20 protein-coding genes are annotated in these 19,113 nt (G+C 55.2%); 7 read left to right on the top strand and 13 right to left on the bottom strand.

Annotation, left to right across the window (positions count from 1 at the left end; genetic code table 11):
* The first annotated feature begins 5 nt into the window (after positions 1-5).
* Together G462_RS0111805 and G462_RS0111800 are read left to right on the top strand one after the other, a co-directional pair.
* Positions 6-971, top strand: coding sequence for an imelysin family protein (locus tag G462_RS0111805; protein ID WP_026959175.1), 966 nt, complete (start codon positions 6-8; stop codon positions 969-971).
* The gene (locus G462_RS0111800) at positions 961-2,052 is read left to right on the top strand and encodes a DUF1513 domain-containing protein (protein ID WP_026959174.1); all 1,092 of its coding nucleotides are present in this window, start codon (positions 961-963) and stop codon (positions 2,050-2,052) included. The genes G462_RS0111805 and G462_RS0111800 overlap by 11 nt, the downstream gene beginning before the upstream one ends.
* A gap of 12 nt (positions 2,053-2,064) precedes the next feature.
* On the opposite strand, the gene G462_RS0111795 is transcribed toward G462_RS0111800, so the two are convergent.
* From G462_RS0111795 to rsmC, 9 genes are all read right to left on the bottom strand, one after another.
* Entirely contained in the window at positions 2,065-2,688 is a 624-nt protein-coding gene (locus G462_RS0111795) for a GTP cyclohydrolase II (protein ID WP_026959173.1), read from the bottom strand.
* Positions 2,689-2,768: 80 nt separating this feature from the next.
* Positions 2,769-3,962, bottom strand: a complete 1,194-nt coding sequence (locus G462_RS0111790; protein WP_035477577.1) for a BamA/TamA family outer membrane protein — start codon at positions 3,960-3,962, stop codon at positions 2,769-2,771.
* Positions 3,959-5,227, bottom strand: coding sequence for a DUF4056 domain-containing protein (locus G462_RS0111785; protein WP_035477575.1), 1,269 nt, complete (start codon positions 5,225-5,227; stop codon positions 3,959-3,961). The genes G462_RS0111790 and G462_RS0111785 overlap by 4 nt, the downstream gene beginning before the upstream one ends.
* Positions 5,228-5,230: 3 nt before the next feature.
* A complete protein-coding gene (locus tag G462_RS0111780) occupies positions 5,231-6,139 on the bottom strand; it encodes an alpha/beta fold hydrolase (protein WP_026959170.1) in 909 nt (302 codons plus the stop codon).
* Between the two features lie 8 nt (positions 6,140-6,147).
* Positions 6,148-7,041, bottom strand: coding sequence for a hypothetical protein (locus tag G462_RS0111775; protein WP_035477572.1), 894 nt, complete (start codon positions 7,039-7,041; stop codon positions 6,148-6,150).
* Positions 7,042-7,249: 208 nt separating this feature from the next.
* Positions 7,250-7,531 carry a late competence development ComFB family protein gene (locus G462_RS0111770; protein ID WP_026959168.1) on the bottom strand — a complete coding sequence of 94 codons (282 nt, stop codon included), beginning with the start codon at positions 7,529-7,531 and terminating at the stop codon, positions 7,250-7,252.
* 83 nt (positions 7,532-7,614) lie between these two features.
* Complete coding sequence (gene glgA, locus G462_RS0111765; RefSeq protein WP_245579560.1) at positions 7,615-9,069, bottom strand: glycogen synthase GlgA; 1,455 nt, start codon at positions 9,067-9,069, stop codon at positions 7,615-7,617.
* A 94-nt stretch (positions 9,070-9,163) separates the two neighbouring features.
* On the bottom strand, positions 9,164-10,384 hold the full coding sequence (gene glgC, locus G462_RS0111760) for a glucose-1-phosphate adenylyltransferase (protein WP_026959166.1): 1,221 nt from the start codon (positions 10,382-10,384) through the stop codon (positions 9,164-9,166).
* Between the two features lie 111 nt (positions 10,385-10,495).
* On the bottom strand, positions 10,496-11,527 hold the full coding sequence (rsmC, locus tag G462_RS0111755) for a 16S rRNA (guanine(1207)-N(2))-methyltransferase RsmC (protein ID WP_026959165.1): 1,032 nt from the start codon (positions 11,525-11,527) through the stop codon (positions 10,496-10,498).
* A gap of 308 nt (positions 11,528-11,835) precedes the next feature.
* Between rsmC and dapA the strand changes: the two genes are divergently transcribed.
* Together dapA and G462_RS0111745 are read left to right on the top strand one after the other, a co-directional pair.
* Positions 11,836-12,708, top strand: a complete 873-nt coding sequence (dapA, locus tag G462_RS0111750; RefSeq protein ID WP_026959164.1) for a 4-hydroxy-tetrahydrodipicolinate synthase — start codon at positions 11,836-11,838, stop codon at positions 12,706-12,708.
* A gap of 121 nt (positions 12,709-12,829) precedes the next feature.
* Positions 12,830-13,585: a GGDEF domain-containing protein gene (locus tag G462_RS0111745; protein ID WP_026959163.1), complete on the top strand. Its 756-nt coding sequence runs from the start codon at positions 12,830-12,832 to the stop codon at positions 13,583-13,585.
* Positions 13,586-13,595: 10 nt separating this feature from the next.
* Here G462_RS0111745 and G462_RS0111740 read toward each other — a convergent pair whose 3' ends face one another.
* The gene (locus tag G462_RS0111740) at positions 13,596-13,934 is read right to left on the bottom strand and encodes a hypothetical protein (RefSeq protein ID WP_026959162.1); all 339 of its coding nucleotides are present in this window, start codon (positions 13,932-13,934) and stop codon (positions 13,596-13,598) included.
* 83 nt (positions 13,935-14,017) lie between these two features.
* Entirely contained in the window at positions 14,018-15,379 is a 1,362-nt protein-coding gene (locus G462_RS0111735; RefSeq protein ID WP_026959161.1) for an aminotransferase-like domain-containing protein, read from the bottom strand.
* A gap of 113 nt (positions 15,380-15,492) precedes the next feature.
* Here G462_RS0111735 and G462_RS0111730 point away from each other — a divergent pair, with 113 nt between their 5' ends.
* Positions 15,493-16,086, top strand: coding sequence for a LysE family translocator (locus G462_RS0111730; RefSeq protein WP_026959160.1), 594 nt, complete (start codon positions 15,493-15,495; stop codon positions 16,084-16,086).
* A 59-nt stretch (positions 16,087-16,145) separates the two neighbouring features.
* Here the strand turns inward: G462_RS0111730 and G462_RS0111725 are convergent, their stop codons facing one another.
* Positions 16,146-17,357, bottom strand: a complete 1,212-nt coding sequence (locus tag G462_RS0111725) for a uracil-xanthine permease family protein (protein WP_035477571.1) — start codon at positions 17,355-17,357, stop codon at positions 16,146-16,148.
* Between the two features lie 174 nt (positions 17,358-17,531).
* Here G462_RS0111725 and G462_RS0111720 point away from each other — a divergent pair, with 174 nt between their 5' ends.
* The gene (locus G462_RS0111720; RefSeq protein ID WP_026959158.1) at positions 17,532-17,885 is read left to right on the top strand and encodes a DUF2956 domain-containing protein; all 354 of its coding nucleotides are present in this window, start codon (positions 17,532-17,534) and stop codon (positions 17,883-17,885) included.
* Positions 17,886-17,905: 20 nt separating this feature from the next.
* On the top strand, positions 17,906-18,439 hold the full coding sequence (locus G462_RS0111715; protein WP_026959157.1) for a GNAT family N-acetyltransferase: 534 nt from the start codon (positions 17,906-17,908) through the stop codon (positions 18,437-18,439).
* Here G462_RS0111715 and G462_RS0111710 read toward each other — a convergent pair.
* Positions 18,436-18,936: a hypothetical protein gene (locus tag G462_RS0111710; protein WP_026959156.1), complete on the bottom strand. Its 501-nt coding sequence runs from the start codon at positions 18,934-18,936 to the stop codon at positions 18,436-18,438. The genes G462_RS0111715 and G462_RS0111710 overlap by 4 nt on opposite strands.
* Positions 18,937-19,113 lie beyond the last annotated feature (177 nt).

Below are 19,113 nucleotides of genomic sequence, written 5' to 3'. Positions count from 1 at the left end.
TTGTGATGAAGCAGCTAATGTGCGCATCGGTGCTAATGCTATGCAGCGTGGCCTCGTTTGCTGATGGCGGTGGGCAGACCCAATGGCTAGAACAAGAGCAAGCCCTGTTTGCCGGCTACTTGCAGGATTTCGATAGCAGTGCCAAGCACTTCGCCGAGAGTCAGCAAGGCTATTGCGCCAATCCGCAAACGCAGCCGGATGCGCTAAATCAAGCCTGGCTTGAGCACTATCAGAGCTGGCTAGCGCTGCAGGCCAGTGGCCTGGGGCCCTTGGAGGATCTGCGAACGCTGTGGGCGATCAGCTACTGGCCGGATAAAAAAGACAACGTGGGCCGGGCGGTGGCCAAGCTAAGTGCGGCGATAAGCCTCCCCAAGCCTGCGTCCATGGCGGTGACCCAGCGCAACCTGCGCTCGTTGGCCGTACTGCTATATGCTGAGTCTGAGCGAGATTGTGCCTTGCTGGGGCTGGTGACCGAGGCCTACCTGCAGCAGCAGGGCTATCTGTCGGCCGCGCTAGCCGAGTATTTGAGCAAGGCCGAGCCTGATCTATTGGTGCTGGCCATGGTCGATAGCTATCACCTGCAGGCGACCTTGATGCAGAAAAAACTGGGGGCCATGTTTAGCTCTGAACACCAGCGCCTGCGTCCCTACCAAGGCGAGGCATGGCGCAGCGACCAGTCGATGTGGTTGCTCCGTGAGCAGGCTAAGCAACTCGCTAGGCGTTATCAGGTCGGGTTGAAGCCCTATCTGGCGCAGCGCGACCCGCAATTGGCAGAGAAGCTCGAGCAAGCCTTGGCTAGCCTGCTGGCGGGCCTGCCGCTGCTCGAGCCTAGTGTTGCTGAACAGGCGCTGCAGCCCTGGCAAAGCAGCCAGCAGCAGTTGGCTGAGCTGGCGGGATTACTCTCGACCGCAGTGCCTAAGGCCTTGGGCTTGAACTTGAACTTAGGATTTAACAATCACGATGGCGACTGATCACGCTCGGCGCAACAGCCTCAAACTGTTAATGGCGCTGGGAGCAAGCCTTCCCAGCCCTTGGGTTGCTGCGCATGCTTTGGCATCAGCTGACGTGGGCTCGGCCAAGGAGAACTGGCGTGGTGTTATCGGCTGCGCCAAGCAAGACGCGCAGCACTATGTGGTCGCCGCCAGCAGTGATGGGGAGCTGCGCTATCAGCTGCCTATGCCCGCTCGCGGCCATCAAGTTGCTTTATCGAATGATGGCGCGCTGGCGGCCTGCGTGGCCCGGCGCCCCGGCGACTATCTGATGCTGTTTGATCCGCTAAGCGGGCGCGCGCTTGAGCAGCTCAGCCCTCCGAACGGCTTGTGCTTCAATGGTCATGCAGTATTTGTGGGGGCAGAGCGGCTGCTGGTGTCGGCGGCGGAGCGCCAGAGCAGCCAAGGTTGGGTTCTTCACTATCAGCGCTCTAGGCAAGGTTGGTGTCTAAGCGAGCGCTGGGTGCTGCCGGGCTTAGGCCCGCACCAGCTGTTGGTAGATGGCGAGCAACTGGTGGTCGCCTTGGGTGGGATCCACACCCAAGGGCGCACCAAGCTTAATCTCGACAGTCTGCAACCGGCCTTACTGCGCTTTTCACTGCTAACCGGCGAGTTGCTGGATACTCGGGTGCTGGCGGATAAATCCTTAAGCATCCGCCATATCAGTCGCGCCGATGACGGTCGCCTTTGGCTCGCCTGTCAGGCCCAGCGTGAATCGAGTTGGTCACAGAGCCTGGTTTTCTCTCAACTGCCCGGGCAGCCTTTGCAAGCCTTAGACGCTGGGGGCGACTACTGGGAGCTGTTCAACGGCTATGTCGGCAGTATTGAATGTTTTGCCGGTAGCGTCTTTGCCAGCTCGCCTCGGGGGCATTTACTTGGTCAGTGGTCGCAGCAAAACGGTGAACTGTTGAGCCTAAAGCGTTTTGAAGATGTCTGTGGGATTGCTGCAACCAGCGAAAAGCTGGCTGTTAGCAGCGGTCGGGGCTGGCTAGCCAGTGGTGAGGGGCGAGTGCGTTTGCCCCTGCAATGGGATAACCATTTGAGCTACTACAGCCCAAGCTAGCAGAACGTAAGCTTAAGCAGGCTGAATATTCTTGGCTATCTTCAGACGGTGTTTACCTTTGTTAGCCTTGGTTTCCAGGTAGTAGTGGTTGTCTTGCTTGCGGTATACACCAGTGCTCTCCATCTCTTTGACGTCGAGACCAGCTTCATTGAGGGCTTGTTGCTTGCGCGGGTTGTTGCTGAGCAGGCGTAGCTGCTTGATACCCAAAGCTGTGAGCATGTCCACCGCTTCACCAAAGTCGCGCAAGTCGTCGTCGAAGCCGAGTTGGTTGTTGGCCGAGTAGGTGTCGACGCCTTGGATCTGCAGCTTATAGGCATCGAGCTTGTTATACAGGCCAATGCCACGGCCTTCTTGGCGTAGATAAAGGAGTACGCCGCCTTGTTCAGCCATCTTCTCGATGGCCTCATTGAGCTGTTCGCCACAGTCACAGCGTGAAGAGCCAAACACATCGCCGGTTAGACACTCAGAATGTAGGCGCACCAAGGGGCAATCTTGCTGCTGATCAGCTTGCTTAAACACCAGCGCCACATGTTCTTTGTCGCTAGACAGCCCCGAGAACGACAGCATCTCGGTAGGGATGTCACTGCGAGGCCCCACATGAAAGGGAACTCGGGCTCTGATCTCTACTTGGCTCATTAAAACACTCCAAGGTTAGTACGGTGTGGCGATGGCGCAGTTTAGCAATTCAGTATAGGAAAAGCGAAGTTTAGCTGGCATCAGAACGCTTCGTTAACATTGAAATAGAAGCCATTTTCTCCGCGACCGAAGCCCATATCCAGGCGCAGGTTCATCCGCGGTTTCACTTCAAAGCGGTAGCCAAAACCTGCGGTAGGTAGTAGCTCATCGCTGCTCAGCTCATTCAAGGTCGGTGCTACCGCGCCCGCGCCCAGCCAAGCGACTGCGCCGTGACGACCGGTGAGGTGCTTACGGTATTCCACTTGCCCCATCAATAGCTGCTTATCGCGATAGCGCGACTCGGTGTAGGCGCGTAAGCGCCCACCGCCACCGGCTTGGGCTAGTTGATCCCAGGGGACGTCGCCGCTGTTAAAGTCGCCTTGCAGCTGCAGCGCTAAGATGTCACGGCTGCCGCCCAAGCGGCGGTAGTAACTGTACTCAAGGCTGAGGTTTTGGAAGTTGTTATCGCCGCCCAGTTCTTCGCGGTAGACCGACAGTTGCAACTCCAGCAGCTTGCCCTGATAGGCATTGGCAATCACGTCGCGGCTATCGTGGATAAAGCTTAGGTGCACACCGACGTTAGTGGAGTTGTCTTCCAGCACCGAGGTGTCGACGTTGGAGTCCAGCGCATCGAATTCATCGACTAACACCCAGCTGGCAACAAAGCCACCGCCGAGGTAGGTGTTGGGGGCAACCCGGGTCAGCATGGTGGGTCGCAGGTTGAAGATGCGGCTGTCGTAGCTGACGCGGTTGTTGTTATCGGCGTTTTGCTGGTAGCCCACGCCATAGTAGTCACCGGGGGCGTTGGCGATCTCGGCATCCAGATAGAAGCGCTGGCGGTCGCCGTTTAGAAAGCTCTTGTTGCGGATGGCCATACCCAGCGAGCCATTGGTGGAGATAAAGCCGCTTAGGGTCAGGGTTGATAGCTGGGTGTCGGGATTATCGCGGTCGACATTGTAGAGACCAATCGCCGCCACACCGAGGCCGAGCTCCAGATCCGGGTTATAGAACGGGCCCGGTAGAATGCTGAAGTCGATGGGTTTGCTGGGGTCGTACTCGCCATCGGCGCCAAGCTTCTCCAGCAGGCGGTCCATGGCGCTAAGTGGTGCTTGTTCACTTGAGTCGGCGGTAGGCGCGTCTTGCTCGGCGATGACCACGCTATTGGCAAGCTCTGCGCTAGCGCTAAAACTGAGTGCAGCCATCAGGCATAAGCTGTTGAACCAAACTGCTTTCATTGACGCGTCTCCTGCCAATCTTTGAGCTCTCGCTCATCTTGCTGGCGGTTATAGCCGGCGATGGTGCCAAAGCTCTCTTGGTTAAATCCGTGGGCCCAAAGCTCGCTGGGGATATGGGCAAAGCTTGCGGCAAATTTGCTGTCCACCACCAACCACTGCTCGGCGAGTTGCTTGAGCTCAAAGCCATGCACCGTTTCCGGCAAGGCCAAAGTCAGCGCAGGTGGCGCGCTTGCATAGCGGTCTTCAACCATCACCCAGGCCGGGTGGGCACGGGCGATCTCCTCGGTAACCAGATAAGGCGACTGTTGGTTGCCCATCGCGTAGTGGCGTTTGAGCAGCATAAACTTGCTGGGCATGGCAACCGAGGAGTCCCACCACAGGCCATCGACTGCATCAAACAGCATGTTGCTTTGCTTCACCGAGACCGGCTCGAGGCTCTGCAGTGTGGCCTTGAGCCATTGGGTCATATGGGTGTTGTAGATATCACGGTTACTCGCCAGCTCGTTGATCAGCAGGGCATAGGCAATCTTCGCGCCCAACATGTTGGAGTAGATATCTTCTGGCGAGTAGGCCGAGACCGACTCCGACCACGGACGCCAGCTGCGATAGCCATGCCACTGGGCCAGCTCATGGGCCTCGGCCATAGAGTAGGCCAGCCAAGTAGCTAGGTGAGCAGCCAGCTCGCGGCGTTGCTGCGGGTTAAGCATGGAGCTGTCGAAGGCCTTTAAGCGGATCTCCCGCGGGCCAATCTCATAGGGCAGCTCAATGACCTGCGCTTGCCCAAGCTGCGGATAGATCCGCTGGTACAGGGCGATGGCGTTGTCGGCGGTATCACGCACATGGGCGATATCGATAAAGCCACCGCGTAGGGTGTACATTTGGCCGTTGCCTTCGCTGCTACGGCGCGAGGTGGGCTTGGGGCGCTGCAGGCTAAGGGTGCCGGCTTCGTAGCCATGGGCGCCCAAGTCGTTGATGCCAACAGTGTTGGCATAACGGAAATACGGGATGATCACCGAACCAATACGCACCCGTTGTGCGTTACCAAAGGCGCAGCAAGGGCGGATCGCCTCTGGCATGCGCGCTAGGGTAAAGGTCTGCGATTCGGTTTGCAGGATCTGCTCTGACGCGGGCGAGGCTTCAAGGCTTGCCTCCACAGCCTTGTCGCTGGGCAGAGTCATGCTGTGCCAGTTACTGCTGCTGCATCCTACAAGGGTCATCCAGGCGCTCAGCCACAGGCCGCGCTTAAGGGTTTTAATCAGTCGCATTGCTTAGTCCAGAAACAGTTTGCTGGCCTGAATGATCAGGTCCGGATAGTCGTTGCTGATGTTGTGATTGGCACCGGGGATAACCATCAATGGGGCGCTGTAGTCCTCGGATAGCTGCTTGGCGATAGTCAGCGGAAACACCTGATCCTGCTCGCCCCAGATAAGCAAGGTGCGAGGCAGCGAGCGCGCCTCAAAGTCTTGAGCGAACTCATCACGATATGCAGGCAGGGTGTCAATCATGGCGCGTTTCTCATCTCGCCAAGGCTCGAAATAGCGCTGGTAGAGCTGCTCATCGACAAAGCCGGGCAGCTTGGGGGCGCGCTCAAAGGTACCGTCGAGTAGCTCGCGCATCTGTTGGCGGTCATTGGGCACAAAGATCGCGGTGGCATCGGATTTGTCGAAGCGGGTCGCCATCAATTCCAGCTGGTGGTCGTCGAGACGAACCCCGGGGCTGGCCAGAATAATCAGCTGCTCGGCCTCAAAACCGTGGTGGATCATGTCTAAGGCGACGAAGCCACCGTAGGAGATGGCCATAATCGGGGCGCTTGGCACACGCAGCTGAGCAAGCAATTGCGCAATCGCGTCGCGGTGCACCGCCAGTTCGGCGGGCTGATGGCTGTAAGAGTCGCCAAACCAGGGCAGATCGGGCGCGATAATGCGGTACTCGTCGGCCAGACCTTGCATCACTGGTAGCCAGGTGGTGGTAGCTGTGCCACCAAAGCCGTGCAGTAGCAACAGCGGCCGGCCTTGCCCGCCTACCCAGTAACGTAGCTCGCCACCGTCATTAAGTTGTAGTACGGATTCGGTAAAACCTTGCTCCTGCAACGCGCGCTGCTGGCCTTGTTCCACCCAGTGCAGGGCAGAACAGGCTTGTAGAGTGAGCGCAGCAAGCAGGCTGAGTAACAGGCGCATGGCAAGTGTTAGAAGCGGTAACCCAGACCCAGCATCATGCTTTTACGCTGGCCAAAGCCCATTTCGAATAGCAGATCGAGGCCATCGGTAAGGGCAACTTGGCTACCGATTACGGTGTTCCATTTGTTGACTAGGCGCTGATCAACGGTAAACCTTGCATCGTCAAGGCCGATATCTCCGACAAAATCCAGTCCATCAAGATCCTTCACATAGCCACTAAAGGTTTGCTGGACATCTTGGTACATACCGCCAACCCACAACTGAACGTCATGACCTTTGTAGTTGTAACGGTAGCCTGCGCGAGGTGCGGCTACCAGTGTGGTAATACGACCGTCTAAAATATCTAAATCTGTGTAGGTGTAATTAACATCTACCAACGCAAACCAGTTGCCGATACCGCCGGCGAAAGTCGTACCACCCCCGTAGGTGGTGCCTTTAAAAGTTAAGTCGAAGCTACTATTGATTTCTTGTCCAAGAAAGCGACCGTTGATTGGGGCATTACTGCTACCACTAGTTACACCTACTACCCCGTAGACGTTCCAGAATGGAAGTACCCACATATCACCGCGAAGAGTAAACGTCTCTGACTCCTGATGGGCTCCATCAATAGCTTCAGATAGAAAGTTGTTGACGATGCCTTCTAAGGGGATGTTTGTGATATTAATCCCTGTAACATAAAGCGGCTGATCCATCTTCATATAGTTGAAGGTGAAACCATAAGGCTTAGGCAGCTCGTAGCCACGGTCATAGGCTTCTTGGGCCAGTAGCGGGAAGGTGCGGTCGTAGATAAAACGCTCTTCTTCTTGCTCTTCAACCTCGGTAAAAACCACAGACTCGACATCGCTGGCGGCGCTTACGGAGGCGGCAAGCAGCGCCAGACACAGGGTGAATAACTTCTTCATTCGGACTCTCTATTTATATGTTGCGGCGACTGGAATAGTCGAATGTCGTTGTTCCCTGACAGCGTTCTAGCGAACTAACGGAAGAGTCCTTTCGTGACCGGAGCCAAACAGCAGATTGTTCTGCTACTTGGCTAGAAAATAGGCGGGGATTGTAGACCGTTTGATGACGTCTAACAAGTAAATTTGTGAGAAATGTCTCAAGTTTTCTTCAGCTATCTCTGACCTCTTGGCGGCGGTCTCGCAGCAAGAAATCGAGGGCATCGTTGATCTCAATAGCGATGTTTTCTTGCAGGTGTTGGCGCTGTTCATCGCTGAGGCTGCTCAGTGCATCCACATCATGCCTAACGTAGCGGGCGGGTAGGCGATTCAGTACGATGCAATAGAGGTCGAGCTTCTGCTCGTCGTTTAGCTCATTAAGCTGTTTTAGATCGCGTAGCTGCTCAGCAACTAAAAACTCATTAAAGTTATGAATCTGTTCAGATATCCCCATAGTTCCTCCTGAATGGGACGGCCTTCATACAGGGTATAAGACAACCCGCCCAAATGCCAAAGCGACAGTGGGGCGGGCAGGGTTTAACTTCGCGCTTGGTGATACAGCTCTAAGTATTGCTCCACCGACTCTTCCCAACCAAAGCGGGTTTGCATGGCGCGCTGGCGCATAGCGCTAAACTCTTCCGGGTGTTCAAGGTAGAGCAGCAGTGCCCGGCGCAGGGTATTGAGTAGATCGCTGGACTCCGGCTCGTAGAAGATATGGCCAGTGGCCTTCTCTGGGTCTTGGTCGTAGTCCACCACGGTGTCGTTTAGACCACCCACTCCTCGCACAATCGGCAAGGTGCCATAGGCCAGGCTGTACATCTGGTTTAGGCCGCAGGGCTCGAACAGCGACGGCATCAAGAAGAAGTCGGCACCGGCTTCGATAAGGTGGGCCAGCTCGTTGGAGTAGGCATTGATAAAGCGCAACTTCCGCGGGTAGCGCAGCTGTAATTGCTCCAGCGCTGCCGCGATCTGGCTATCGCCAGTACCAACGATCACCACTTGCACGTTGTGGCGCAGGAAGTGCTCCAGTGCAGGGAGCAGCAGATAGAAGCCTTTTTGCTCGGTCAGTCGGCATACCATGCCAAAGATCGGCACTGGCAGAGACTCCAGATCGGTTTTGCGCTGCAGCTCGTCGCGGCACTTCTGTTTGCCGCTGATATCGTCCAACGAGTAGTTAAACGGCAGTAGCTTGTCGCTGGCTGGATCCCAATCGGAATAGTCACAGCCATTGAGGATGCCCACCAAGTCAGCTTGACGCTCCATAAAGACATCGCCCAGGCCATGGGAGCCGAGTCGGGTCAGTAGCTCTTGCGCGTAGTTGGGGCTCACCGCATTGATCTTATCGGCGAAGCGAATACCGGCTTTGAGCAGGTTGACGCAGTGGAAGTTGTCCAGCAACTGATCCACCAAGCCTTCGCTGGCACCTTCCAAGCGATCGAATTGGCGACGCTCGAAGATCCCCTGAAACGCAGCATTGTGGATGGTCAAGATGCTCTTGGTGTTGCAGAAGAACGGGTGTTGGGCGAAGCGGACCTTCAGTAGGAAGGGGATAAGCCCGGTGTGCCAGTCGTTACAGTGCAGGATATCCGGTTTGAACTGCAGCGCTTCACACACCTGAAAGACTGCGCGACTGAAGAAGGCGAAGCGCTCGCCGTTGTCGTCGTAGCCGAACTCGCCTTCACCGTAGAGGCCATCGCGCTCAAAGTACTCTTGGTGTTCCAGCAGGTAGACAGGCACATCGCCTAACTTGAGTTGGTAGACGCTGTAGTGGAAGGGTTGGTCCGGCTGGTCGCTGGGCAGTTGCAGGTCAAGTAGCTTGGTTGCCTCTTCGCGACGCTTTAGCGTCTTGTAGAAGGGCATGATCAAGCGGACGTCCTGTCCATGTCGTTGAAGAGCCAAGGGAAGGGCTTTGGCCACGTCGGCCAGACCGCCGGTCTTAGCCAAACTCTCTACCTCGGAAGCCACAAATAAAATGTTGGCTGAACTCGACACAATATTCTCCTTAAACATCAGAGGCACCTAAGGGTGCCTCTGTGATGGTACTAACGGAAGCAAATACTTCTGTTATATCAGTTCAGTTGCTCGCTTAGAAGCCAACCCGTGCATTTTTCGGGATCACAACGATGCCGTTCGGTGACACGGTAAAGCGTTTGCGGTCTTCCTCAAGGTTCTCGCCGATCACCGTACCGGGGGCGATTTCGGCGTTTTTATCGATGATGGTGCGACGAATCGAGCAGCCCTCACCAATCTTACAGTTGGCGATCAGCACCGATTCGCTGACGATGGAGCCCGGGCGCACGTGGCTGCGGAAGCCCAGCACAGAACGGTTCACTTCTGAGCCCAGCACAAAGCTACCGGCTGAGATGAGCGACTCACTGACACTGACTTTTTTGCCGTCCATATCCTTAAAGGTTGCCGGTGGCAGCGGTGGATAGTGGGTGTGTAGCGGGAACTTGGGGTTGTATAGCGAGAACGGAGGGTTCTCGTCTAGCAGATCCATATGGGCTGCCCAGTAGGCATCGAGGGTACCCACATCGCGCCAGTAGCCGCTGGCCGCCTCGCCGGCGATCTGGTTGGTGGTGAAGTCGTAGGCGTAGACATTGCCCTTGGGATAGAGCTTAGGAATGATGTCGTTGCCAAAGTCGTGGCTCGATTCAGGGTTTTCACCATCTTCGACCAGTGATTTGAGTAGGGTGTTGGTTTCAAACACATAGTTGCCCATCGACGCCAGCACGTGGTCGGGATCGCCGGGGATGGTCTTAGGATTTACTTTGGGTTTCTCTTCAAAGCCAATCATACGACCCTGCTCGTCGACCTCGATAATGCCGAACTGATCGGCCTGATCCACTGGCACCTTAATCGCGGCCACGGTGAGGTCGGCCTTAAGCTGGCGGTGGTAGTCGACCATCTGGCGCACATCCATCTTATAGATGTGGTCACTGCCGAAGATACAGACATGCTCTGGCTCGTTGATCTCAATAAAGCGGATGTTCTGATAGATGGCATCGGCAGTGCCGTCGTACCAACGTTTGCCCATCCGCATCTGTGCGGGCACGGCATCAATAAAGCGGTCGGTAATACCAGACAGGTGCCAGGCTTGGCGAAGGTGGGTATTGAGTGACTGCGACTTAAACTGGGTCAGCACGTAGATCTTCAGGAAATCCGAGTTAACAAAGTTATTCAGTGCGAAGTCGATGAGTCGATAGCTACCACCGAACGGAACTGCGGGTTTGGTGCGGCTTTCGGTGAGCGGGTAGAGACGCGTTCCTTCTCCCCCTGCCAAAATCATAGAAAGGATGCCTGCCATAGTGACCTACCTTGGTTAAGTTGAAATCGTTTTCAAAATTGCTGACAACAGTTTCTCAAAAAATCCCCCAATGTAAACAGGGGATTTAACAAAATGTTAAAGCTAACCAGCTTAATTGTTGATAGCGCGCAATACCTTGAACTTGCGGTTATCGACCCGCTGTTCCCAGGATGAGAAATTGCTGTTCAACAAGCTTTCATATTGCAGGTGACTGTTGGCGACCAACCACAATTCGCCTTGGGGCTTGAGGTGTTTTTTTACACCGCGAATAAAATTTTCTACTACCTGATAGTCGGTATGTACGCCCGTATGGAAGGGAGGGTTACTTACTATAAAGTCGTACCGCCCGGTCACTTCACTTAAACCGTCTGAAGCAAACACTGTTCCAGTTAGTCCATTCAGCGTTAGGCTCTGGCGGGCGCACTCTACGGCGTAAGCACTAACATCGAGCATGCTAATGGTGCTGCCCTTATTTAGGGCAAGGGCTGCACCAATCACTCCCACGCCACAGCCAAAATCGAGGATCTCTCCTTGCAGTTTGGGGAGCTGCTGGAGAAGTAACTCGGTGCCTGCATCCAGTTTGCCGTGATTGAAAACGCCTGGCATCGAGCTGAGTGCAACCTCGCCCTGGGGCAGCGTTAGGTTGAATTGCTGCTGCCACTGCTGCAGCTCAAAGGCGGGGATCGGCTGGTCTATCTCGCAGTAGTAAAGCGAGCAGCGGCGCGCGCTATCAAGCTTTCGTGGGGACAAACCGTAGTGTTTGAGCAGCTTATCGGTGGCGTTAATGCCGCCCCGGTTCTCGCCCACCACATACAGCTCGGAGCCCGTTGGTAGCTGCGGCAATACCGCTGCCAGCAGCATTGCTGCCTCTTGCTTGGCCTTGGGCATATACATCAGGGCGGCATTGCACCCCTCGGCAGCTTTGGGCAGCGCGCCAAAGCTGAGCTGGGCGTCTGAGGCTTTCGCCTGCATGGCCTGATGATTGGAAAAGTTGTAGTTATGAACTTGCAGTTGCTTGCATGACTTGGTCAGGCTTAGCGGGTAGTGATCGAGTACTTGTCCAAATACCAGCAGGCTACGATCGTCAAAGAGGTCAGGGTGGCGTTCGAGTAATTGGCTGCTGGGCTGGATGGTGCTGTTCATGGGACTGCCGGGTCGGAAAAAGTGCCGCAATAATAGTGAAGTTTTTAGCAAAACACCATGAGTGGCGCCATGCTTTGCAGCCTCAAGCCTTGACATTTGGGGCCAGCTTGGGAAACTAGGGGCAGTTTTATTACAGAGATTAATTCGTGACGAACCTCGTTTCTTTCAAGCTCAAACGCAAGCTTCCTAAATGCAGGGAGCGGGATCTGGCTGGGCAGCACTAAACGACGACAAGCGAATCTGAACCCGGCCATGTGACCGGGTTTTTTATTTTACGCCGATTTTTATTTACGCAGGATGGAGCAGGCATGTTTAAAGGGTCAATAGTTGCGCTAGTCACGCCATTTCGTGATGGTGAAGTGGATTACGAGGCGATCAAAGCCTTAGTTGAGTGGCATGTCGAGCAAGGTACACATGCGATTGTGCCCGTCGGTACCACTGGTGAAAGCCCAACCTTAACGCACGATGAGCACGTGCAAGTGGTCAAGACCGTGGTCGAGCAAGCGGCAGGCCGTGTACCGGTTATCGCCGGTGCGGGCTCTAACAACCCCGTCGAAGCGATTGAATACACCCGTCAGGCGCAACAAGCTGGCGCAGACGCTACCTTGCATGTGGCAGGCTACTACAACCGTCCTAAGCAACCCGGTCTGTATCAACACTTCAAGATGGTGCATGACGCCACCGACATTCCTATCGTGGTTTACAATATTCCTCCACGTGCGGTGGTGGATGTTGAGCCAGAAACCATGGCTGAGCTGGCGAAGCTGCCGCGTATCGTTGGGGTAAAAGATGCCACCGGCGATCTGAGCCGCCCACTGTTCGAGCGCCAACTGATTGATGGCGAGTTCTGCTGGCTAAGCGGTGAAGATGCAACCGCAGTGGCTTACAACCTGAGCGGCGGCCAAGGCTGTATCTCGGTAACTGCTAACGTCGCACCAAAGCTGTGTGCACAGATGCAGCAAGCCACGCTGGATGGCGACTATGCGCTGGCACAGTCCATTCAAGACAAGCTGATCCCACTGCACCAAGCGATGTTTGCTGAGCCAAGCCCGGCCGGTGCTAAGTATGCGGTATCGCTACTGGGTAAATGCCAGCCAGAGTGCCGCCTGCCGGTGATGGAGCTGAGCGAGGCCACCAAACAGTGTATTACTGATGTGATGCGTGAGTTGGAGCTGATCTAGCCGTAGCGTTTTTGTGCTGTTGCTAAGTGTTGTTGCTAAGTGTTTGTTTGCAGAAGATTTAGTCCATTCGCAATATCGGACTATGCTGTAGAGTATCAGCAGCTTACAACAGGCCAGCACAGTGAGCTTAGAGGGTTACTTCGACACATTACTGGAAGCCGATAGCGGACTGTGGCTCTATCAGCAGCAGGACGATCAGCTGTGTGTCAGCTACCCGTGGATCCATACCGGCTATCAACGTTTTCAGTTGCAGCCTTGGTTGATGTCTTTAGACCCCTGTTGCCGCAGTGCCTTCGCCAGTGCCTTTGAGCGTTCTATGTCGCAGCAAAGCCCCTTGGTGATGCACTATTGCCACAGCGAGGATGAATGGCTAAGGTTAAACGCCATGCCGATTACCGTGGCTGGGCAGCAAGTGGTGTTTGGCAGCATCTTGCCACTCACCATGCCGGAGATCAGCGACCACGGCCACTTGCGTGACCCACAAACCGGACTGCTGCGCGGGCAGATGTTTCGCGAGATGCTGATTCAGGCGCTGCGCCTTAGCCAGCGTAATCTCGAGTCCTTTAGCTTACTTACCCTGCAGATCCCCGAATCCTACGATGAAGACCTGTTTATCCAGCTGGCTGCCACCTTACGCACCCAGTTGCGCCGCTCCGATAGCATTGCCAAGTTTGGTCAACGGGAACTGGTGGCCTTGCTGTACGGGGCTAATCGACATAGCTGTGAGTTGATGATCCCGAAACTGCAGCAGGCGCTGATCGGCCAACTTAATGGCCAGCGCGCGCGTATGGCGTGGGTGCATTATCCCGAGGTGGGTGAGAGTGCGGATACTATCTTGGCGCATCGTATGGATGATGCTATCTGGTTAGGCGCTTAGTCGCCCACAATTAGGCTCTGGCCAACATCTGCGGCCCACGTTGTCCCCGCGAATCCGCATACTCCCGGTATAAACGAATATGAGGCCCAGAGTCTTGGACGCTGCGGTTCATTGCCTCGCGAATCGACTTACGATTGGCGACTTTTGCATCGTGGGTGTTGCGTAATTGCTCTGGGCTGAGGCCCGGCTGAACATCGGCATCGCCAAATACTGGTGTTCCGGGGCGACCGGTTTGGCGGGCCGCGCTGTATTCGGTGATTGTTTGCCGTGGCGCTGCCCGCTCAATACGCTGACGCGCAGCGTAGGGCGATTCAAAGGATGCGGCACCTAAGTTGTAGTTAACAAACATATCCTGATCTGTTTACCCAGCGATGCCTTTTTATCGGCGAAGCCTTGCCAAGCTTTAACCCAATCTGAGATGAACAAGGGCGTTTAGCAAAGATCGCTACTGTTCGGTACGCCCTCATTTAGCAACTGCCGAAGTAGCGCTAATGCTTGGTCCAAGGCGAGATTGTCACTGAGCTGGCCCAGCGACAGGCGGATCGCATTCGGCACTTGGCCGCTAACGCTAAAGTGCTCGGCTGAGGCGAGCTCCAGCCCTTGCTGTTTGGCCGCCTCGGCAAAGCTATTACTGCTCCAGCCGCTGGGCAGCTGTAGCCAGCAATGTAGTCCGCCCTCTTGATAGCGATAGTCGAAGCCTTTTAGGTAGTGATGCAGCAAGGCAGCGCGCTGTTTGAGTTGACTCGCCTGTTGGGCCAATGCGTGCTCGGCGTGGCCTTGCTTAATCCACTGGCAGGCTAAATCAATCAACAGTGGGCTTACCAGCCAGGCATTGGCACGAATACTTCGGGTGAACTCCTGAATCATGGCCTGTGGCACATGCAGGTAGCCAAAACGTAGCCCGCGAAACACCCCTTTGGAGAAGCTATTTAGATAGATGACTTGCTCGGGCAGCAGGCTCTGCAGGGGGGCGGGCGATTGCGCCAACGGGCTGCTCACATCGTCTTCAATCACCGTTAGTTGGTAGCGCTGAGCGAGTTCGACAATCCGCTCGCGTCGCTCCAGCGACATGGTACTGGCGGTCGGATTTTGCTGATTCGGGGTGAGGTAGAGGTGGCGGCAGCTGTTGTGTTGCAACACCGCTTCTAGCGAATCGGGGCAGAGGCCTTGCTCATCCAGTTTTATTGGCTTGAGCTTGATATTGAGCTGGCGCGCCAAGTTGCTAAGGCCCGGATAACACAGCTCTTCACACATCAGTGATTGCCCTGCCAATCCCGAGGCCAATAGTGCGGTTTGCAGGCCATGTTGGCCGCCATAGCAAAAGAACAGTTGCTCGGCATGCATGCTCGGCTGATTGAGCCACTCAGCCAAGATCTGCCGCTGGAACAGCGCCCCTTGAGCAGTTTCGTCGTTGAGCAGCTGGTTAAGTTGAGCGGGATTGTGCTGATAGAGCTGAAACAGCTCCAGCAGTGGCGAGGCGCGGTCTTGGTCCACCGCTAGGTTCTGCCACATGCCAAGGCTATCGGGCTGTTGTTCCTCACCCCACTGGCGCTGGTTCTGCGCTTTGACATAACAGCCACTGCCCACCTTGCACTGGATATGTCCTTGCTGCTCGGCCAGCGCTAGTGCGCGGGTAATGGTGCCGATCCCCAGCTGCAGCTGTTCGGCCAGTGCGCGTTGGGTCGGGAGTTTTTCGCCCGCTTGTAGCTCGCCGTTGGCGATGGCATCGGCGATTAGACTCGCCAGTGCTTGGGCTTTGTTGCCTTTATTGAGGGCAGTGTTCCAAATTGTCATGGTGACAATAATCTCTTTGCATCCAGTTAACGCCCATTATACGGTGGATTCATGACTTATTGAGCGACAAATATCAGTTATTCGCTTAATTGTATCGATACAAAGGAGGGGCGATGGAGAGTTTATTAGCGTTAATTGTGTTTGCCATTGTGATGACAGGAACGCCGGGACCGAACAACGTGATGTTGACCTACTCTGGGGTTAACTTTGGCTACTGGCGCAGCCTACCGCATATGGCGGGTATCCCTGCTGGTATCTGCTCGATGCTACTGCTGATGGGCTGTGGTTTGGGGTGGGTGCTGCAAACCTATCCGCAGCTGCATTGGGGGCTAAAAGTACTCGGCTCTGCCTACCTACTGTTTCTGGCGTGGAAGATGCTGGCTGGCGCAGGAGCGAAAGTTGCGGGTGAAGAGCGAGCCAAGCCGCTACGCTTCTCGCAAAGTTTTGCCTTTCAATACCTCAACCCAAAGGCCTGGATGATGGCTTCATCGGCGGTGGTCACCTTTACCCAAAGTGGTGATGGCTATTGGCTATCGCTGATGTGGGTGGTACTCGCTTTCTTGATGGTGAACCCGTTTACCAACTCATGCTGGGTGATCTTTGGTAAGTTGATTGCGCTGAGCCTGAAGGATGCGCGTAGTAAGCGGGTGTTTAATGGCGCAATGAGCGGCCTGACCGCTGCTTGTGTGGTGATGCTTTGGCTATAGCGTAGGTTAAAAATAACAACGGCCGCCCAGTGCGGCCGTTGTGTAGATAGCGGGTTTGCTTAATCGTGTTTTGCCTGAGGCAACACCTGATTGAGCAAGATGGCCACGATACCGCACAGACCTACGCCTTGCAGGCTAAAGTCGCCCCACTGAAGTACCATACCGCCGATACCGAATACCAAGGTCACCGATACAATCACCAAGTTACGTGGCTCGTTGATATCCACTTGCTTGTCGATCAGGGTTTTCAGACCCACTGCGGCGATGGCACCAAACAGCAGACACATGATCCCGCCCATTACTGGAACTGGAATCGACAGCAGTAGCGCACCGGTCTTGCCGATAAAGGCCAGAGCAATCGCGAAACACGCGGTCCAGGTCATAATCACCGGGTTATAGGTTTTCAGTAGGCTAACTGCACCGGTTACCTCACCGTAGCTCACCACCGGTGGACCACCGAAGCTAGCTGCTGCCATGGTAGCCAGGCCGTCACCCATCAGCGAGCGGTGGATACCCGGCTTCTCAACAAAGTTCTTGCCGGTCACATTCGAGATGGCCAGGATATCGCCGAAGTGCTCGATGGTGACAATCAGGCCGATTGGCGCAATAAACAGGATGGCTTGCCAGTTAAACTCAGGGTGAACAAACTCCGGCATGGCCAACCACGCGGCCGCTTCAACCCCTGAGAAATCCACCACGCCGTAGAACAGCGCCAATGCATAACCTACCAGTACCCCGCACATAATCGGCATTAGTTTGAGCATGCCTTTGGCGAAGATGGAGATGGCGATGGTGGTCACCAGTGAGGCCAGCGATAGCACTAGCGCTACGTTTTGTGGCACCAACTGCGCCGCACCGTCACCGGTTTTACCCAGCGCCATATTTACCGCAACTGGAGCCAGGCCAAGACCAATCACCATAATTACCGGGCCAACCACCACGGGGGGCAGGAAGCGCTCGATGACTTGAACGCCGCGCAGGCGCACAATGGCACTGACAATCAAAAAGACCACACCGGCAGCCATCAATCCGCTGAGTGTGGCGGGCATGCCAAACTGCTGAGCGCCGAGGATGATCGGTCCGATAAAGGCAAACGAACTACCTAGGTAGATGGGGATCTGTCGCTTGGTACAGAGTTGGAAGATCAGGGTACCCACACCCGCGCCAAGTAGCGCCAGGTTAGGACTGATCCCGGTAAGTAGGGGTACCAGGGTGGTTGCGCCAAAGGCAACCAACAGCATCTGAGCACCCAAGAGGGGAGTTCTAAACATGTACACGTTCCTTATGAAAAACTCGGTCAATTTTATTGGTTTTACTGCGAAAATTCAGTGATCTGCGCCTGTTTGGCGGTGACTTATGCGACTTTATTTAACAGTTTAAAAAACTTTAATTCAGTGGGGGATTGGGCTAACTTGGGCGTTTCCGCAATCGCTGAATGGGCAGTAATGAAAAAGCAGCACAATCAGGTTTCCCCAGAAACTGAGGCAGAAGCCATGGCCATCGCAAAGTCGACGCAACGGCCGGGTCAAAGCAAAGAACAAACCAAGTTGATCGCCCAAGGCATTCAAAAGGGCATTGAGCAATACAAAAAACAGCAAAAGAGCAAGCGCCGCGACGCCGACAAGCATCGCAAGAAGCAGCAGCGCGAAAAGGCGCGTCAAGCTGAGGCTGCTGAGCTTGATAGCAACCAACTATTGCCGCAAACCTCCAGTGATGCAGCGACCAATCCTCGCCTTCCATGGATCTTGTTGCTCCTTTCTTGGGCAGGCTTTGCCCTGTACTTGGCACTTGTGCCCTAGACTACGGAAAAGGAGGTGCCATGTTTGGACAGCTGATTACGATTCGTCCCTATCTCGATAGCGATGCCCCGGCCCATGCGGAAGCGGTGCGTGAGAGTGCCGCCAGCGGCCAGCGTTGGCTGGAGTGGATGACCGAAGACTACCCAGAGCAAGAGAGCCTGAGCTGGCTGCAGATGAGCCAGCTCGCCTTGGCCAAGAACGTCGCCTTCGATATGGGGATGTTCGATCGCTACAACCAACAGTTTGTTGGCGGTATCGCGCTTAACCGGATCGATTGGCACTACCGAGTGGGCAACCTCGGCTACTGGGTGCGTGAGTCCTGTGCCAACAAAGGGATCGCCAGTGAAGCGGTGCGTTTGTTCGCTGAGAATGCCTTTGAGGCCTACCAGCTAAGACGGATAGAGTTGGTGATTGCCGAACATAACTTGGCCAGTCGCCGGGTCGCTGAGAAAGTAGGCGCGCAGTTTGAAGCGCTGGCTCGGCAGCGGGTCACCGACAATGGGCAACCCTGCTACGCCGCACTCTACTCGCTGCTACCGGAAGATCTCCGCTAACCCGCCTTGGCGGTATGCCGTGCTGTGGGAAAGTGTTTGCGCTGATTCACCAGCATCAACATAGATTTGCCCAGCAACCAAGGCAGGTCCTCGTTCACCGCGTGATAGCCAAGCTTGGCGGCGACTTGGTTGGAGAGTACGGTCCAACCCACATTAGCTAATCGCCAAGCGACACTCTCTTCCTGAGAGGCATCGAGAAACAGCATCACAATCGCACTGAAATGGCTGGAATCGAGGCTCTCCAGCCACGACTCTCGCAGGCGCTCACGGCTGCTAAGATCGAGATGGTCAACGAAGTGTTGGGTCAGGCTTTGATTTACCGCGACCACCAATACCTGATAGCTGGGAAACAGCTGCGCCAGCTGCTCCTCGCTCCAGTCGCCGCATTCGGCAAGGTAAGAGAGGGTCATGACCCGCCAATCGCCCAAAAGCAATCGTTCGGTGATCACGTCGACCACCTGTTTACGTTCTAGACTAAGAATCTGTGTTTGTGTCATAGCACGCGTCCTGCGTGGGGCCAATGCTGGCCGTTATACCCTCGTTGTATCTTGGCCTACGCCAAGCAACGGGGCAGCCTCATCCTAAGCAGCTTAAGTTTAGTGTCGGCTTTGACCTTCGCCAAGCTCAGATCTGCTTAACTCCGATAACTATTAGGAACGTCACAAAAACCTTTC

Source organism: Aliagarivorans taiwanensis DSM 22990, assembly GCF_000429505.1.
Lineage (GTDB): Bacteria > Pseudomonadota > Gammaproteobacteria > Enterobacterales > Celerinatantimonadaceae > Aliagarivorans > Aliagarivorans taiwanensis.
Note: the sequence above shows the minus strand (reverse complement) of the source record. Positions and strands in the feature narration are given on the sequence as shown.

What these genes read in the sequence shown, in the direction of transcription:
- G462_RS0111805 (WP_026959175.1), top strand. Translation starts at nt 6, where the DNA reads ATGAAGCAGCTAATGTGCGCATCGGTGCTAATGCTATGCAGCGTGGCC.
- G462_RS0111800 (WP_026959174.1), top strand. Translation starts at nt 961, where the DNA reads ATGGCGACTGATCACGCTCGGCGCAACAGCCTCAAACTGTTAATGGCG.
- G462_RS0111795 (WP_026959173.1), bottom strand. Translation starts at nt 2,688, where the DNA reads ATGAGCCAAGTAGAGATCAGAGCCCGAGTTCCCTTTCATGTGGGGCCT.
- G462_RS0111790 (WP_035477577.1), bottom strand. Translation starts at nt 3,962, where the DNA reads ATGAAAGCAGTTTGGTTCAACAGCTTATGCCTGATGGCTGCACTCAGT.
- G462_RS0111785 (WP_035477575.1), bottom strand. Translation starts at nt 5,227, where the DNA reads ATGCGACTGATTAAAACCCTTAAGCGCGGCCTGTGGCTGAGCGCCTGG.
- G462_RS0111780 (WP_026959170.1), bottom strand. Translation starts at nt 6,139, where the DNA reads ATGCGCCTGTTACTCAGCCTGCTTGCTGCGCTCACTCTACAAGCCTGT.
- G462_RS0111775 (WP_035477572.1), bottom strand. Translation starts at nt 7,041, where the DNA reads ATGAAGAAGTTATTCACCCTGTGTCTGGCGCTGCTTGCCGCCTCCGTA.
- G462_RS0111770 (WP_026959168.1), bottom strand. Translation starts at nt 7,531, where the DNA reads ATGGGGATATCTGAACAGATTCATAACTTTAATGAGTTTTTAGTTGCT.
- glgC (WP_026959166.1), bottom strand. Translation starts at nt 10,384, where the DNA reads ATGGCAGGCATCCTTTCTATGATTTTGGCAGGGGGAGAAGGAACGCGT.
- rsmC (WP_026959165.1), bottom strand. Translation starts at nt 11,527, where the DNA reads ATGAACAGCACCATCCAGCCCAGCAGCCAATTACTCGAACGCCACCCT.
- dapA (WP_026959164.1), top strand. Translation starts at nt 11,836, where the DNA reads ATGTTTAAAGGGTCAATAGTTGCGCTAGTCACGCCATTTCGTGATGGT.
- G462_RS0111740 (WP_026959162.1), bottom strand. Translation starts at nt 13,934, where the DNA reads ATGTTTGTTAACTACAACTTAGGTGCCGCATCCTTTGAATCGCCCTAC.
- G462_RS0111735 (WP_026959161.1), bottom strand. Translation starts at nt 15,379, where the DNA reads ATGACAATTTGGAACACTGCCCTCAATAAAGGCAACAAAGCCCAAGCA.
- G462_RS0111730 (WP_026959160.1), top strand. Translation starts at nt 15,493, where the DNA reads ATGGAGAGTTTATTAGCGTTAATTGTGTTTGCCATTGTGATGACAGGA.
- G462_RS0111725 (WP_035477571.1), bottom strand. Translation starts at nt 17,357, where the DNA reads ATGTTTAGAACTCCCCTCTTGGGTGCTCAGATGCTGTTGGTTGCCTTT.
- G462_RS0111720 (WP_026959158.1), top strand. Translation starts at nt 17,532, where the DNA reads ATGAAAAAGCAGCACAATCAGGTTTCCCCAGAAACTGAGGCAGAAGCC.
- G462_RS0111715 (WP_026959157.1), top strand. Translation starts at nt 17,906, where the DNA reads ATGTTTGGACAGCTGATTACGATTCGTCCCTATCTCGATAGCGATGCC.
- G462_RS0111710 (WP_026959156.1), bottom strand. Translation starts at nt 18,936, where the DNA reads ATGACACAAACACAGATTCTTAGTCTAGAACGTAAACAGGTGGTCGAC.